Genomic DNA, 16,510 nt, shown 5'->3' on the forward strand with positions numbered 1-16,510 from the left:
ATCGCTCTTACACTTTTTTTCATTTCTGCGCAAAATTCATCATATACTGTCGAAAAGATGAAAGGATGTTAATTGCTTGAGCGGTTTTGTGACAGCATTGGTTCAACTTTGGCTTGAGCTTCCCGCATTATTAGGCTATTTAAAAGGGCAGACGTTTTATAAACCGTTATCACGCGAGGAAGAAGAGGAAGTCATCAATCGTTTTATAAAGGGGGATGAAAGCGCTCGTGTTGAATTAATTGAGCGAAACATGCGTTTAGTTGCACATGTCGTAAAAAAATTCCATCCTTCACACGATTTGCTTGATGATTATATTTCAATTGGCACGATTGGTCTTATGAAAGCCGTGAGCAGCTTCACACCAGAAAAAAAGACACGTCTCGCCACATATGCCGCCCGATGTATCGAAAATGAAATTCTGATGCATCTTCGTGCACAAAAAAAAGTGCAAAAGGATGTCTCGTTATTTGAGCCGATTGGTATCGATAAAGATGGGCAGTCTCTTCAAATCCGTGATTTACTGCAGCTTGACGAACCTTCAACAATCGAAAAAATTGAACGACAGGAAGATTTTGCCCAACTGTATCGCTATTTAGATACATTAGATCCGCGTGAGCTCGAAATTATTTCCTACCGATATGGGCTCCAAAACTTCGATCCGCATACCCAAAAAGAAATTGCTAAAAGACTCAATATTTCTCGCAGCTATGTTTCACGCATTGAAAAACGGGCACTTATTAAGCTTTACCAGCAGTTTAAGCATGGAGAGAAAGAATAAGCTTAACCTTTACAAAGGAAGTTATTTTCCAACAATCATTAAATTTAAACATGACAAAAAAATGCCCAATCTTTTTTGTGATTGGGCATTTATCGTTTTGATCCGAATTATAATTTTGTAATAGCGTTTAATACGATTTCTGTTGAGTGTTTTGCTGCAACAGGTAAAAACTCATCAAATGACATGCTTGATTCTTGTCCTGCAATGTCTGATAGTGCACGAATGACTACAAACGGTGTATTGAATTGATGGCATACTTGCGCTACAGCCGCCGCTTCCATTTCCACGGCTTTCATTGTAGGGAAATCTTTTCGTACTGCTTCAACACGCTCAGGATTGCTCATAAAGACATCGCCTGAACAAATTAGACCTACGCTGTAATTATGCTCTCCCACTTCTTTTACTGCCTGTCTTGCCACTTCCATTAAATTTTCGTCCGATTTATATGCTGCCGGCATCCCTGCCATTTGACCGATCTCATAGCCAAAAGCTGTTACATCTACATCATGGTGACGCACTTCATCCGAAATAACAATATCCCCAACTTTTAATGCTGCATCAAAACCGCCTGCAGATCCTGTATTGATGACAACTTTCGGATTAAACTTCTCCAATAAAATTGTCGTAGACATTGCCGCATTCACTTTACCGATACCGCTTTTTAAAAGTACCACTTCCTTGCCTTCATATGTACCTGTTGTGTATTCACTGTTTGCGATTGTTTCCGTTTTCGTATTTTGTAGTGCGCCTCGTAATAATTCTACTTCCTGCTCCATTGCGCCGATTACTGCTATTGTCATTTATTCATTCCTCCAATTAAACTTGCTCACTAAACGCGTTATTGTGAACCTTCCAGTGTTGATAAAACTTCCACTTGAATCGGTTTCCAGCCTTCATTGTCGACCCATTCAATACTTACACGGTATTTCTGTTCTTTATCCATCGATGTGACAACGGCAATTGCATTTTCCGCGCTACCGTTATTATTCACCCGCAGCACGATACTGTTTTCCTGCTGTAAATCGATGACACTAAATATTGCTTTAAGTTTTTCTTCGTAATCAATATGCCCTTTTTCATATGTTGACACATGTTCACCAGTTTGTGCCGTCGGATAGGCCGGCCAATTCGGATTTGTAATCACTTCTTTTACTGCCGGATCATCGGAAGGACTTACCATATTACCCGATTCAGAAGTCGGCTGTTCTGTTTCATCTGAAGAGTTTTCTTCCTCTTCTGCTTCTTCCGGGACATTGGTTTCTGTTTCATTATCTTCCGTCTCCTGCCCAGCATCATCTTCCGGAACATCTGTAGCTACTTCCGCCGGTGAATCTTGTTTTTCGGCTTCGTTTTTGGGGCTTGGCTCTTGCGTAATAATAAAAATTAATGTTGCCACAATTAATACAGCTACTACGGCGATTAAGTAATTTAACCTTTTATCCGCTTTCTGAAATTTCGTCTGTTTTGATTTTTGTTCAGCATACTGTTGTCGTGTTTGAAATCGTCTTTTTCGTTCCATTTCAATTCCTCCTATGCAAACCTATTTTAGCATTAGAACATCAAAGGTTGCACGGAAATTAAACACTGAAAAGTCTTCCAGTACTTAACAAAAGAAAAGCAGCTAGCAATTTATGCTAACTGCTCCAATAATTATTTTACTTCTAAAATAATAACTTCCATTTCTCCGCCTGGTGTTGTCAGTTTTACAACATCATCCACATGCTTGCCCATCAATGCTTTAGCAATTGGAGAATCATTTGAAATTTTACCTTCCATCGGATCGGCTTCAGCTGAACCAACAATTGTGTATGATTCTTCGAAGTTTGCACGTTTACCGTTGATCAGTTCATCAAATGTAACTGTTTTACCTAAAGAAATTGTATTTGATGTTTCGTCCTCAGTAATAATAACAGCATTACGCAGCATTTGTTCAATCAAAGAAATACGACCTTCCACAAATCCTTGCTCTTCTTTTGCTGAATCGTATTCAGAGTTCTCAGAAAGGTCACCGAAGCTGCGAGCTACTTTAATGCGCTCTACTACTTCCGGACGCTTTACTGTTTTTAATGTGTTTAATTCATCTTCTAATTTTTGTTTTCCATCAAGTGTCATTGGATATTGTTTTTCGTTTGACATTATTCCCACTCCTTAGTATTAACTTGAAAACGTTTACTTTTTGCGTTTTCTATTTCTATTTCTAAAAAATACGTATAAATTTAAATGTTATTTTCACGTATTTTGTTCATAAATAACAGAAAACCCGACTACTAGTTTACGGTATGTGTAAATCCCTTCTTTTAGAAGAAGTTTACACCGTAATACGGGCAGCCGAATTTTATGATTAATTATTTATGTTGTTCTATCAATTTAAAATGTAATTATTGTAAATACTACATCATCATATTACAAGTTCGATTCAGTTTCAAGAATTGTTTTTATTTTCGTTACCATTAAGTCAATTGCAACGTTATTTTCCCCGCCTTCAGGGATGATTACATCTGCATATCGCTTAGTAGGTTCAATAAACATATTGTGCATTGGACGCACTGCAGTTAAATACTGTTCGATTACCGAATCAGCTGTGCGACCGCGTTCTTTAATATCGCGTTGAATGCGTCGGATAATACGTAAATCAGAGTCCGTATCCACAAATAATTTAATATCCATTAAATCACGAAGACGCTCGTCCTCCAGCACTAAAATTCCTTCAACGATGATTACATCTTTTGGTTCCACATGAATGACTTCATCTGAACGTGTATGCTGTACATAATCATAGACCGGTTTTTCCACTGATTCATAGGCAAGTAAACGATGAATATGCTCAATCAGCAAATTATTGTCAAATGCCAGCGGATGATCATAGTTCGTTTCCAGACGCTGTTCAAACGTCATATGGCTTTGGTCTTTATAATAATAATCTTGTTCGATTACAACTACTGAATGTTCACGAAAAACATCATATATAGAACGTGTCACGCTAGTTTTACCTGAGCATGAACCACCGGCAATACCGATTACAACTGGACGGTTTGACATTTAATTATTCTCCTTTCGCATCATATCAAAATGTGATAATGAGCGATCAACTTTAAATTTAACGATTTGTAGCGGGTGGCGGGCAACATCTAGTTCATTGCCGTCTTTGTCCCAAAGCTGGCCAACCGTCATTTTGAATGTATCCATATTAGGGCCGAAAAATTCAACCGTATCGCCTGTCTTGAAATAGTTACGTTGTTCCAATGTAACCATTTGAGTGTCGGCATCATAATCCATTACAAAACCAGCAAAATCCCACTTCATTTTATGTGAATGGAAACCAAACATTTGTTGCTTATAGCTTGGCTCACCTTCAAAGAATGACGAAGCAGTTGCACGGTTTGCACAGCGCGCCAATTCTTCCAGCCATTCTTTTTCAAATGTAAAGTTTTCCGGGTCTGCACAGTATGCATCAATTACTTTACGATAAACAGAAATAACTGTAGCGATATAGTGAATCGATTTCATACGGCCTTCCACTTTTAATGAGTCAATACCTAACTCAATCATGTGTGGAATGGATTCGATTAATTTCAGGTCTTTCGGGCTCATTGCAAACGGTGCTTCGCCTTCGTTAAACAATGCCACTTCTTCACCGTCATTATTTTCATATAAGTCATAATCCCAACGGCAAGACTGACAGCAGCCGCCACGGTTTGAATCACGTGCCGTCATATGGTTTGAAAGCGTACAGCGCCCTGAATAAGCGATACACATTGCACCGTGCACGAATGCTTCGATTTCAATGTCTACCTCTTCTTTCATTTTACGCATTTCTTCTCCGCCTACTTCACGTGCCAAAACAACACGCTCCAACCCTTCTTCTTTCCAGTACTTTACCGCTTTCCAGTTAGATAAAGACTGTTGTGTAGAAAGGTGGATTTCTAGAGAAGGTGCACATTTTTTACAAGTTGCAATAATTAACGGGTCTGCAACGATAATTCCTTTTACGCCTGCTCCCTCGATTGCTTGCAAATATTCTTCCAGCCCGTCCATGTTTTCATTATGAGCGAAAATATTCGTTGTTACATATACAACGGCACCGTATTTGTTTGCAAATTCAACGCCTTCCTTCATTTCTTCAATCGTGAAGTTCCCTGCGTTTGAACGTAAACCAAATTCCTGGCCACCGATAAATACAGCGTCGGCACCGTAGTGTACGGCTACTTTTAATTTTTCCAGGCTTCCTGCTGGTGCTAAAAGCTCTGGTTTTTTCGTAATTACTGTTTTCCCGTTAATTGTTTCACGGATTCTTTCATTTTGAATTAATTGTAGCATACTGCGTTCGTTCTCCTTCCTAGTAAACTGTTTCCTTGTAGATGAAGCCAGTATCCAGTGGACGTAACGCTGGCTGAATTGCTTCGATTTGCTCAAATAGTTCAGATTTAATGTCATCGTACGCATCTTCACCTTGCTCAAAATACGTATCAATCGCTTGACGGTAAAGTTTTGTAACTGTCACCGTATAATCAAATGTTTGAAGGACACCATCGATTTTAAATGAATCGATGCCCGCTTCAAATAATTCATTTAACTCCTCGATAATGCACATATCATTCGGTGAGAAAATATGTGTGCCATTCATATCCTCATAGATCGGATATTTATTTTTGCGCTCCTTATCGTGAAGGAACATATTTTTGTTTTCTTTTCGATTTTCAATTTCCATCGCTTCGTCACGGTAAAGGAAATAGTTCCCTAAAAGTGCGCGCTTAGATTGGAACATACAAGTCATGCCATGGACTTGCACTTCGATTTCATGCTTTGTATTTTCTTTAATTTCAATAACTTCATCCACTGAAAGTTCACGTGCCAGTACAGCACGCTCACTTCCGCGTTCACCCCAATAGTTCACTTGGAAGAAGTTTGTTGCTGTCGTTTCCGGATTCCAATGTAACGGAATGGTTACATTGTTTTCACGCACAGCGATAATTACGGCTGGGTCTCCGAATAATAATGCATCTACCCCAATACGCTGCATCTCCACTAAATATACATCCAACGCATCTAAACGATCGTTGTGGAATAAGGCATTGACTGCTACATAAACCTTCTTACCTGCAGCGTGAATCAGCTTTGTTGCTTCTTCCACCTGTGCTACCGTAAAGTCTCCAGCCAAACGTAAGCCAAATTTTTGTTCACCGATCACAAAAGCATCTGCACCTGCCTCAAGCAGTGCTGTAATATGCTCAATGGATTGTGGTGTTACTAATAATTCTGGTTTTTTCACACTAATCACCTCTTCAAACAAATTAACAAACCATCACCGACAGGGAAAAAGGCACTCGAATAATCCGGATGTGCCATAATCCAGTCTGAAAATGTTTTTAAGTTGCGAATCATCGTTCTTTTTCTTCTAGGTACTTCTTTTATATCTAAATCCGATAGTCCGTGCATATACATATTGTCGATGTATAAAACGCCACCCGGTGGAACGAGTGATGCGTATTTTTCGAAAAACTTCATGTATTGCCCTTTTGCCGCATCAATAAAAACAGCATCAAAAGTAGATGGAAGTGTTTCCATGTCTACCTCTAACGCATCGCCCTCAATTACTTGTATGCGGTTTGCCACCTCTGACCTTGCAATGAATTCCTTGGCATACTGAACCCGCGACACATCACGTTCTATCGTCACAATATGACAGTTTGGCAGCGCTTGCGCCATTCGTATAGCAGAATAACCAATTGCCGTACCAATTTCCAAAATCGATTTCGGGTTTTGAATGCGTAAAATTTGATTTAGTGACTCAATCCCGGCAAGCTGCATAATCGGGACATGATTCTGTTCTGCGAAGCGTTCCATTTCCATTAGTAATTCATCACGTTCAGGAATGAAGGAAGCAATATAAGCGTCTGATAATTCCATTCGTCATTCTCCCTTTACCTGGTTGTTTGCGCTCATCTTTCATTCACAAGAAAAAAGACGAAACGAAGATGTTTGCGCCTACAAAATTGTTATATAAGGACAAAAAATCACAATTTATAATAGCATGAAAAGAAAAGGAATGCGAACAATTTACTGAATTCCATCGTAAAACGGAAATTTCAAGCCATTCGATTCCTTTTCATCCATTAAACTTTTTTAGCGTAAGTATTTTTCGATGTTCGATAAATGTTCATCATACGTTTTAGCAAAATGATTTATGCCTTCTTTATCTGCCAGGAAGTATAAATAATCCGTTTGCGAAGGGTTCAGTGCCGCTTCAATCGATGTTTTACCGGCTCCTGCTATTGGTCCAGGCGGTAATCCAACATTTTGATACGTATTATACGGGTTGTCCACTTCCAAATCTTCATACAGCACGCGGTCTTTATGAGAGCCTAATGCATACAGTACGGTTGGGTCTGTCTGTAAAGGCATATCAATTTCTATACGGTTATAGAATACACTTGCAATTGTTTCACGGTCCGTTTGGGCAGTTGCCTCTTCTTCAAGCAGTGATGCAAATGTCAATAGTTCATGAACAGATGTTTCACGTTCTTCCAATACCGGTGTATACTCGGAAACAATCGTATTCATTGCAGTAAGCATTGTATCGATAATTTCCTCGATTGATGGATTTTCCTCAAAGAATGGATATGTTGCCGGATATAAATAACCTTCTAATGGATGACGAATATTTTCCTTTAAAATGGCCTCTGACAATAAATCAGGATACTCAGTGATCAATTGCTCCACATAAGCGGCATCCGTCACTTTTTTCATGAAGTCCTCTGCTTTGTGAGAAGTATTTTTCTGTACAATATCAGCTACTTGCTCTAGCGTTAACCCTTCTGGCACTGTCATTGTAAATACAGGCTCGCGATACACACGACCTGTCTTTAAGCTTTCAATAATTTCGTCGAGTGTCATGGATTTCGTCAAAGCATAACTGCCTGCTTGGAATTCCGATTCATTTTTAAATTTAGTGTAATATTTAAAAATCTGCGCATTCTTTACAATGCCCTTATCTTCTAAAATAGTTGATATTAATGTAATACCTGACCCCATCGGAATTTCGACTTCAACTTTTTCGTTCGATTCCGGGTCCGTTGGTTTCAATGCCGATGTCACATAGCTATATCCTGCTAAACCGACGATGGCGATAATCAGAAGAGCGACAAGCGCGATGATTCCCACAATTTTACGCACAGTTTTAACTTCTCCTTTACGCTCTTTCATTTTATTGAACATTTCTTGCTTTTTATTTTCGTCCAGCACGGGAGCCCCCCCTTTTTCTCTTTCATAATGATACATAAAAATCTCTTTCGACACAATATCGAGCGACGAAAGGTATGCAAATTCTCACTATTTGCGACGTTTTATAATAGAAAATGTTCGTTTTTGTCTAATTTTGAACAATAAAAAAACCTTACTGCCGTATATATCGTCAGTAAGGTACTTGAAATTAGTTTTGTGCTAATGAATTTAATACTTGCTCTACCATTTCCCACTCTTCGTCTGTTTCGATAGGCAGCAAGTCCGCTACTTCACCGTTGTCGCCAGCGATATAGGCAGAAGCGAATACTTCTTCAAGAACAGGCTCATCGTCTTCCATAATGGCATAGAATAAGTAATTTTTGCCGTTGCTTTCGAAGCGGTGCAATATTTGGCACATAACTTCTTCGTCATCGTCATTCGTGATCGTGAAGTAATTTGTCTGATCTGCGCCAAACTCCGCTAGCACCGTATTCATAACCTCTTCAACCATCGCCCATTCGTCATCTGTTTCAATATCCGAAAAGCCGCTCATTTCGCCATTTTCGTCAAGTACATAGCGAAGTGCAGAAATACCGGCTTCTTCATCACCGATTAATGAGAATAACACATAAGAATGCTCTTCTGAATCAAATGTAAAAACAACGCGGCATTGTTGCTCCCCACCGTCTTCTTTTTGCAATATAAAAATATTTTCTTCCATACTATTTCCTCCCAATGAATGAATAAAACAGAGTAGGCTCAACACCCACTCTGTTTTTATCGTGTCAAATGAATTATTCTTCTTCGCCTAATTCGTCTTCGATTTGGTTTAATACTTCTTCGATTAAATCCCATTCTGCTTCTGTTTCAATCGGCGTTAATTCGCCATCTTCACCGTTTTCAGCAGGAACAAATGCAGAGGCAAAGATTTCAACTGCGCCGTCTTCATCTTCTTCTGCACCTACTAGAGAATATAATACGTATGATTTACCGAACTCTTCTGAATCGAAAGTGTGTAAAATTTCGCAAAGTTGTTCGTTGCCGTTTTCATCGACTACTGTAATGTGATTTTGTTGTTCTGACATGATCGTCACCTCTTCATAATATTTAGGCATTGGTGCCTGTTGCTGCTCAATTCATTATACATAAAGCCTTTTCGGATAAGTACAAAAATGCCTCATATAAAGCAACTTTAGTTTTTACTATCTAAATAACCTTGTAAAATCATGACAGCAGCCATTTTATCAATAACTTGCTTTCGCTTTTTACGGCTTACATCTGCTTCGATCAGCATTCGCTCAGCAGCCATTGTTGTCATACGCTCGTCCCAAAGTTTAACAGGAAAACCAAATGTATCTTCCAGCAACTTTTTATAGCTTTCGGAAGCTTCCCCGCGGGGACCGATTGTATTATTCATGTTTTTGGGGTAGCCTACAACAAATTCTGTTACATTGTGTTCCTTTACAAGCTCATTAATACGTTCAATACCAAATTCGCCTGCCGCTTCATCGATTTTTATCGTTTCGATTCCTTGCGCTGTCCACCCTAGCGCATCGCTAATTGCAACGCCGACTGTTTTCGAGCCGACGTCTAAACCCATAATTCTCATTTATCCGCCTCAGTATTCTTTCTAATATAAAATCTAACGAGTTCCTCTAAAATCTCGTCACGTTCAAGCTTGCGGATTAAATTACGTGCGTCCTGGTGGCGAGGGATGTATGCCGGGTCGCCAGATAATAAATAACCCACAATTTGATTTGTTGGATTATACCCTTTTTCCTCTAAAGCCGTATACACCTTCAGCATCACTTGCTTTACTTCTTGTTCCATGGATTCTTCTGGAAAACTGAATTTCATTGTTTTATCGAAAGAACTCAAGACCAGCACCTCGCTTTCAGCAATAGGGAGATGGAGCACTATCTCCCATCTCCATTTATATCATTATAACTTATTCCTGCAAGCACTTCAAATATGCCAGTAGTAAAATTTAGATGTTTAGAAAGATTTTACATGTTCGTAAACAGCATTCAACGCATCTTCCAATTTAGAAGCATCTTTCGCACCGGCCATCGCCATATCCGGACGACCGCCGCCTTTACCGCCGCAAGCTTCTGCAACTTGCTTCACAATGTTTCCAGCGTGATAGTTTCCACCAACGATATCCTTCGTTACACCCGCGCATAACATGACTTTATCGCCATCGACTGCTCCAAGAACAATTACAGCTGATTCCATTTTTTCTTTTAAATCATCCATCATCTGGCGTAATTGATTATTGTCTTTTGCTTCTATACGAGTTGCAAGTACTGTTACATCACCAATTTTTTGTGCAGCATCCAATACTGCGCCAGCTTGTGCATTTGCGATTTTTTGTGACAATGAATCATTTTCGCGTTGCAGTTCTTTGTAATCTGCTTGAAGTGTTGCAACACGAGTTGCCACGTCTTTTGCATTCGATTTTAAAAGGCCTGCCGCTTCATTTAAAATTGCTTCTTCTTCTTTAATCGCTTCATATGCCGCTTTTCCTGTAACAGCCTCAATTCGGCGTGTACCTGCACCGATTCCGCTTTCGGATACGATTTTGAAAATGCCGATTTCAGATGAACGGCTTACATGCAGTCCACCGCAAAGTTCGATCGAATAATCCGAAACAGCTACTACACGGACAACATCCCCATACTTCTCACCGAACAGTGCCATTGCACCCATTGCTTTTGCAGAATCAATATCCATTTCCTGAATCACGACTTCGATATCTTCCCAAATTTTTTCGTTCACTGCACGTTCAACTTGTGCAAGCTCTTCTTTTGTTGCAGCACCAAAGTGAGAGAAGTCAAAGCGCAAACGATCTGGTCCTACATAAGAACCTGCTTGTGCTACATGGTCACCTAATACATCTTTTAATGCACGGTGCATTAAGTGTGTTGCAGTATGGTTTTTAAGGATTAATTTACGTTTTGATTCTTCAACTTTTGCAGTAGCGATATCGCCGACATTCATTTCACCCGATTCCACTACAACTGTGTGTAATGGCTGGCCGTTTGGTGCTTTTTGAACATCTTTTACAATGGCCGTGAATCCGTCTGCTTCAATGATACCTGTATCGGCAATTTGTCCACCCATTTCAGCATAGAACGGTGTTTCAGATAGAATAACCAACGCTTCTTCACCTTCGGAAGCTGTTGAAGTTTCTTGACCGTTAACAACAATTGCAGAAACTTTTGCAGAAGCTTCCAATGCATCATAAATAAATGTAGATTGCTGTGTTAAATTCGACAGAACTTCGTTTTGCACTTGCATTGAATCAACGTCAGCACGTGCATTACGCGCACGTTCACGCTGTTGTTCCATAGAAGCTTCAAAACCTTCTTGGTCAACTGTCATGCCAACTTCTTCTGCGTACTCTTCCGTTAATTCAATCGGGAAACCGAATGTATCATACAAACGGAATGCATCAGCACCCGGGATAACTGTTTCACCTTTAGCTTTTTGGCTTTCTGCAACTTCGTTGAAAATTGCTAATCCGCCATCAAGTGTTTCATGGAAACGCACTTCTTCATTTTTAATCACACGTTGAATAAATGCTTCTTTTTCTTTTACTTGCGGATAAAAATCATGCATAATCTCTCCGACAGTCGGCACTAATTCAAACATAAACGGTTTTTCGATGCCGATTTTTTTCGCATATCGAACAGCACGACGTAATAGACGACGCAATACATAGCCGCGGCCTTCATTTGATGGTAATGCACCATCCCCAATAGCAAATGCTACTGTACGGATATGGTCGGCAATTACTTTAAATGGTGTATTCACATCTTCAGTCGATCCGAAAATTTCTTTTAAATCCACTTCATGCGGACGTTTGTAACTACGGTTTGCGAACGTTTCTGTTTTTTCAATGATTGGCATGAAAAGATCTGTATCAAAGTTTGTTGGTACATTTTGTACAACAGAAACGATACGCTCAAGACCCATACCTGTATCGATGTTTTGCTTTGGAAGTGGCGTATAAGTGCCGTCCGGATTATGGTTGAATTGAGAAAATACTAGGTTCCAAATTTCAAGATAGCGCTCGTTTTCCCCGCCTGTGTACATTTCTTCTTCCGGTGCACCAACGCCGTACTCTTCACCGCGGTCATAGAAGATTTCAGAGTTTGGACCTGATGGACCTTCCCCGATATCCCAAAAGTTGCCTTCCAATCGGATTAAGCGCTCTTTCGGAATTCCGATTTCATTATGCCATACGTCATAAGCTTCCTGATCTTCCGGGTGGATAGTTACCGATAACTTTTCAGGATCGAAGCCCATCCATTTTGGATCCGTTAAAAACTCCCAAGCGTAATGAATTGATTCTTTTTTAAAGTAATCCCCAATAGAGAAGTTCCCTAACATTTCAAAGAATGTGTGGTGGCGCGCTGTTTTCCCTACGTTTTCGATGTCGTTCGTACGAATCGATTTTTGTGCGTTTGTAATGCGCGGGTTATCTGGAATGATACGTCCGTCAAAATACGGCTTTAATGTTGCCACACCTGAGTTGATCCATAAAAGCGATGGGTCATTAATTGGCACTAATGGTGCTGATGGTTCAATATGATGCCCTTTTTCTTTAAAGAAATTCAAATAAAGACGACGAATTTCAGAACCTGTCATAGTTTTTGTTGTCATGATTTTTCCTCCTAAAATTTATTGAAGTCGATGAATTGTGGTACAGATTAATTACACCTTCACGCATATAAGCGCTTCATTTACCGGAAATTTTTATGTTCCGCAAAATGAAAACAAAAAAAGCCTCCATCCCGGTAAAGGGACGAAGACTATTATCTCGTGGTACCACCCTAATTTATAACGCGCATGCATTATATCTCAAGTGCTTGTAACGTAAGCAAACGGCAGTGGTTAGCTGCACTCTGGAGTAGCTTTCAGTATTTATTCGGGGAGATTTTTTCAGCCGGGAAATCTCTTTCTGCTCACGAAGTCCATACGTACTTGTTCCATCATCGTTTTCATTTTATTATGCTCTTCATTATAAAAAATAGACATCGTGCTGTCAATCGGCATTCCTTAATAATTAAAACGTTTTTTCGTCAGTAAAATTAAAAGGATTGCAGGCACTGTACATATAATCATTCCTAAGAACGCCAAACCTGGCTCAATTTCATAAAGTGCACCACCTAAAAGTGTAAGAATCGCTGCACTTAAACTCATTGCAAGTGCAGAATAAATCCCCTGTGCATTTGGGATTTGCTCTTGCGGTAAAGCTTTGGAAATATAGCGGATAAAGGCATAATGCGCCATCGCAAATGACAGAGCGTGTAGTGCCTGAGATAAGATAAACATCGGCATATTCGGAAATGCGTAAACTAGTATCCAACGAACACTCGAGCCAATTGCAGCAACGAGCATTAACGAAGAAGGCTTCCACTTTGTCAAAAATGTATCTGCCTTATAAAAATAAAGGATTTCAAATATTACTGCGACATTTAAAATCATTCCGATATAAAACGGATTGACATTCAGCTCCTGTAAATAAATATAGCCGTAGTTATAGTAAGATGCGTGTGCCCCCTGAAGCAAAATAACAACAAACAATACGATGATGAAGCTTTTTACTTTAAATAGCCCTTTCATTGAGAGCGTTTTTCCATTTTCTTTTACCGGCACTAAACTTAATACTTGAGGTGCAGGCATAAATTGAATGATGAGTAATGCGGCCAATCCTACAATCATCATCCATAAAATCATTTGCTCCCCGTACATCCCGCTAATCATACTAATGATCAATACAGCGACAACAAACCCGAAAGATCCAAATGAACGTGCTTTTCCATAATGGATGGATCCATGTTGCATTAATGTGGAAGCACTGCTCTCAACAGCCGGTAGTAATGCCGGGTAAAAGGCGCTGAACAGCAATGTCATTAAAAACAGGCCGCCAAATGAATTAATCGGTATGTATAGCAGTGTCACAACTAATGAACTTGCAGTAAAAAAGATCAGCACATTTTTGTTGCTCATCACTTTAGAAACAAACGGGAAAATAAACATCGTTGAGATGGCCCGTGCAACCAGTCCAAAGCCCATTATTATGCTCGCTTCCGAAACCGTAAGCCCTTTATCGTTAATAAGCCAACCCGTCCAATATGGCAGGAAAATCCCCCATGTAATAAAGAACATAAAGAAGTTTTTCGCGAGCCAACGCTGATTATTCATAGTCTTCATCCTTTTTCATTTTTATTAAGTTGAATATTAACATGAGAAATACTACAATAATGTGAGAAATCTCATATTTTACTGGAAGGAGTTGCTCTATAATTGAGAAAGTTACCAATAGATGAAAGTCTCTCATATATCGAACAATACCCGATTTCCCAATATTTTTCGTTTGATATTGTTCCATTTATCCATGTGTATGAATTCGATAAAGGCGAATTTATTTTCCACGAGCATTCCATCCCTGACTATTTGTATTACATGGTTGAAGGGAAAGCTAAATTATATATTACCCATAAAAATGGGAAAATTTCGCTCATCGATTTTATTACAGCCCCAACATTCATGGGCGAAATGGAGTTGTTAAATGCTGAACGCTATTCAAAAGGCATTCAAACTTTATCAAAGTCAGTATGTTTTGCGATTTCGATTCAGGAAGTGAAGGAAAAATTATTGGTAGATCCTGTGTTTCTGAAAATGCTCTGTCTTTTTTTAAGTCACAAAGCAACTACAGCAACAGCAAAATATACACAAAACCAGGCCTATCCGTTGGAAAACCGATTAGCCTCATTTATTCTACTATCATCAGATCAACAATTCTATAAAGAAAAACATTCTGAAGTATGTGATTACTTAGGCGTATCATATCGCCACTTGCTATTTGTCCTTGCACAATTTAGCGAAGCCGGCTATATAACGAAACAAAATCGCGGGTATGTTCTGACGAATCGGACTGAACTAGAAAAACTTGCATCAGAAATTACGTATTAAAAAAAGACTGCGCTAAATTATTTTTAGCACAGTCTCTGAAATATATTAAATAAACATACCAGCAATTGCAGCTGATAATAATGATGCTAATGTACCTGCAGCAACCGCTCTAATAGCAAGCTGTGCAATCATTGGACGTTTATCCGGTGCCATACCACCTAAACCACCGATTAAAATACCCATTGAGCTTAAGTTTGCAAAACCACAAAGTGCAAACGAAATAATAATGGCTGTTTTGTCAGAAAGTTCGCCGATAACTGGACCGAAGTTAGAGTAGGCAACAAATTCATTTAAAATTAATTTTTGACCGATAAATGAACCTGCACGTACTGCTTCATCCCAAGGAACACCGATTAAAAATGCTAACGGCGCAAATACATAACCTAAAATACCTTCAAGTGTTACATTATCAAAACCGAATAATCCTGTAATTCCACCTAAAATACCGTTTAATAAGGCAATTAATGCGATAAAACTTAATAGCATTGCCCCAACGTTTACAGCTAATTTCAATCCGTCAGATGCACCTACTGCAGCTGCATCAATAACATTTGTAGCTTCAGAATTACGTTCTAATTTAAAGTCATCTTCATTTACTTCTTCTGTTTCAGGAATCATTAATTTTGCCATTACTAGTCCAGCTGGAGCAGCCATGAAACTTGCTGCCAGTAAGTATTCTAGTGGAACACCTAATAATGAATAACCTATTAGTACCGAACCTGAAACCGATGCAAGTCCACCTGTCATAACAGCGAACATTTGCGATTTCGTCATTTTATTTAAGAACGGACGAATTACAAGCGGTGCTTCTGTTTGGCCAACGAAAATATTGGCAGCAGCATTTACTGATTCCGCTTTTGTTGTACCTAATACTTTTGATAAGAAACCACCAATAATCTTAATGACAAATTGCATAATTCCTAAGTAGTAAAGGACAGAGATTAAAGATGAGAAGAAAATAATAATTGTTAATACGCTCATCGCGAATACAAATCCGACATTATCCGGATTTGCTAAACCGCCGAATACGAAGTTAATCCCTTCATTGGCATAACTAATCAGCTTCTGAACCCCTTCAGAAAGTTGCATAAGCTTCTCGCGGCCAAAAGACCACTTTAATACGATAAATGCAAAAATCAACTGGACAACTAATCCTGAAATAATAATTCTCCATTGAATTGCTTTACGGTTATTCGATAACCCGATGGCAATCAGTACGATTCCCAGAATACCTATGATTCCCCATACGAAATCCATGTATGTGCACCTTCTTTTTTAGTTTTGAAAACCTTTTCATTTTGTAATATTTGACATCAAACTTCGGACGTCATATAAGTTTTTTTCATACTAACATATCCACACAAATAATATTAATTAATAGTTTCTTTCAAAAGTTCTGATTTTTTCCGCAAAAAGTTATCATTTTTTTATTATGCCCCGTTTTGATTCAAACTTTTATTATATTTAAAACATTTTCCCTCTACCTTTGAACATAAACACATCATTTAATAAATTTGTCCAAAATAG

17 protein-coding genes are annotated in these 16,510 nt (G+C 39.0%); 2 read left to right on the plus strand and 15 right to left on the minus strand.

Annotated features, from left to right (window positions below; genetic code table 11):
* Window positions 1-76: 76 nt before the first annotated feature.
* Entirely contained in the window at window positions 77-778 is a 702-nt protein-coding gene (gene sigK / locus MHH37_RS13405; RefSeq protein ID WP_008407633.1) for an RNA polymerase sporulation sigma factor SigK, read from the plus strand.
* Window positions 779-885: 107 nt separating this feature from the next.
* On the opposite strand, the gene mtnN is transcribed toward sigK, so the two are convergent.
* The 14 genes from mtnN to MHH37_RS13475 form a co-directional block, all read right to left on the minus strand.
* Entirely contained in the window at window positions 886-1,578 is a 693-nt protein-coding gene (gene mtnN / locus MHH37_RS13410) for a 5'-methylthioadenosine/S-adenosylhomocysteine nucleosidase (RefSeq protein ID WP_342573508.1), read from the minus strand.
* Window positions 1,579-1,616: 38 nt separating this feature from the next.
* A complete protein-coding gene (locus MHH37_RS13415; protein ID WP_342573510.1) occupies window positions 1,617-2,297 on the minus strand; it encodes a YrrS family protein in 681 nt (226 codons plus the stop codon).
* Between the two features lie 131 nt (window positions 2,298-2,428).
* Window positions 2,429-2,914, minus strand: coding sequence for a transcription elongation factor GreA (greA, locus tag MHH37_RS13420; protein ID WP_008407639.1), 486 nt, complete (start codon window positions 2,912-2,914; stop codon window positions 2,429-2,431).
* Between the two features lie 267 nt (window positions 2,915-3,181).
* Window positions 3,182-3,817 (minus strand): uridine kinase, encoded by a 636-nt coding sequence (gene udk / locus MHH37_RS13425; protein ID WP_008407640.1) that lies wholly within the window; start codon window positions 3,815-3,817, stop codon window positions 3,182-3,184.
* Window positions 3,818-5,095, minus strand: a complete 1,278-nt coding sequence (locus tag MHH37_RS13430; RefSeq protein ID WP_342573512.1) for a U32 family peptidase — start codon at window positions 5,093-5,095, stop codon at window positions 3,818-3,820.
* A gap of 19 nt (window positions 5,096-5,114) precedes the next feature.
* Entirely contained in the window at window positions 5,115-6,047 is a 933-nt protein-coding gene (locus MHH37_RS13435; protein ID WP_342573514.1) for a peptidase U32 family protein, read from the minus strand.
* Between the two features lie 5 nt (window positions 6,048-6,052).
* The gene (locus MHH37_RS13440; RefSeq protein ID WP_342573515.1) at window positions 6,053-6,685 is read right to left on the minus strand and encodes an O-methyltransferase; all 633 of its coding nucleotides are present in this window, start codon (window positions 6,683-6,685) and stop codon (window positions 6,053-6,055) included.
* A gap of 216 nt (window positions 6,686-6,901) precedes the next feature.
* Entirely contained in the window at window positions 6,902-8,020 is a 1,119-nt protein-coding gene (gene mltG / locus MHH37_RS13445; RefSeq protein ID WP_342573516.1) for an endolytic transglycosylase MltG, read from the minus strand.
* Between the two features lie 187 nt (window positions 8,021-8,207).
* Entirely contained in the window at window positions 8,208-8,720 is a 513-nt protein-coding gene (locus MHH37_RS13450; protein WP_008407650.1) for a DUF1292 domain-containing protein, read from the minus strand.
* Between the two features lie 73 nt (window positions 8,721-8,793).
* Window positions 8,794-9,084 (minus strand): DUF1292 domain-containing protein, encoded by a 291-nt coding sequence (locus tag MHH37_RS13455; protein WP_014823362.1) that lies wholly within the window; start codon window positions 9,082-9,084, stop codon window positions 8,794-8,796.
* A gap of 107 nt (window positions 9,085-9,191) precedes the next feature.
* Window positions 9,192-9,608 (minus strand): Holliday junction resolvase RuvX, encoded by a 417-nt coding sequence (gene ruvX / locus MHH37_RS13460; RefSeq protein WP_008407654.1) that lies wholly within the window; start codon window positions 9,606-9,608, stop codon window positions 9,192-9,194.
* Window positions 9,605-9,877, minus strand: a complete 273-nt coding sequence (locus tag MHH37_RS13465; RefSeq protein WP_014823361.1) for an IreB family regulatory phosphoprotein — start codon at window positions 9,875-9,877, stop codon at window positions 9,605-9,607. The genes ruvX and MHH37_RS13465 overlap by 4 nt, the downstream gene beginning before the upstream one ends.
* 117 nt (window positions 9,878-9,994) lie before the next feature.
* On the minus strand, window positions 9,995-12,667 hold the full coding sequence (gene alaS / locus MHH37_RS13470) for an alanine--tRNA ligase (RefSeq protein WP_342573517.1): 2,673 nt from the start codon (window positions 12,665-12,667) through the stop codon (window positions 9,995-9,997).
* Window positions 12,668-13,063: 396 nt separating this feature from the next.
* Window positions 13,064-14,212 (minus strand): MFS transporter, encoded by a 1,149-nt coding sequence (locus MHH37_RS13475; RefSeq protein WP_342573518.1) that lies wholly within the window; start codon window positions 14,210-14,212, stop codon window positions 13,064-13,066.
* Window positions 14,213-14,314: 102 nt separating this feature from the next.
* Between MHH37_RS13475 and yeiL the strand changes: the two genes are divergently transcribed.
* Window positions 14,315-14,983, plus strand: coding sequence for a transcriptional regulator YeiL (gene yeiL / locus MHH37_RS13480; protein WP_342573519.1), 669 nt, complete (start codon window positions 14,315-14,317; stop codon window positions 14,981-14,983).
* A gap of 45 nt (window positions 14,984-15,028) precedes the next feature.
* On the opposite strand, the gene MHH37_RS13485 is transcribed toward yeiL, so the two are convergent.
* Window positions 15,029-16,240, minus strand: coding sequence for a NupC/NupG family nucleoside CNT transporter (locus MHH37_RS13485; protein WP_079527978.1), 1,212 nt, complete (start codon window positions 16,238-16,240; stop codon window positions 15,029-15,031).
* Between the last annotated feature and the right edge of the window lie 270 nt (window positions 16,241-16,510).

This window comes from Solibacillus sp. FSL K6-1781 (assembly GCF_038630735.1).
Lineage (GTDB): Bacteria > Bacillota > Bacilli > Bacillales_A > Planococcaceae > Solibacillus > Solibacillus silvestris.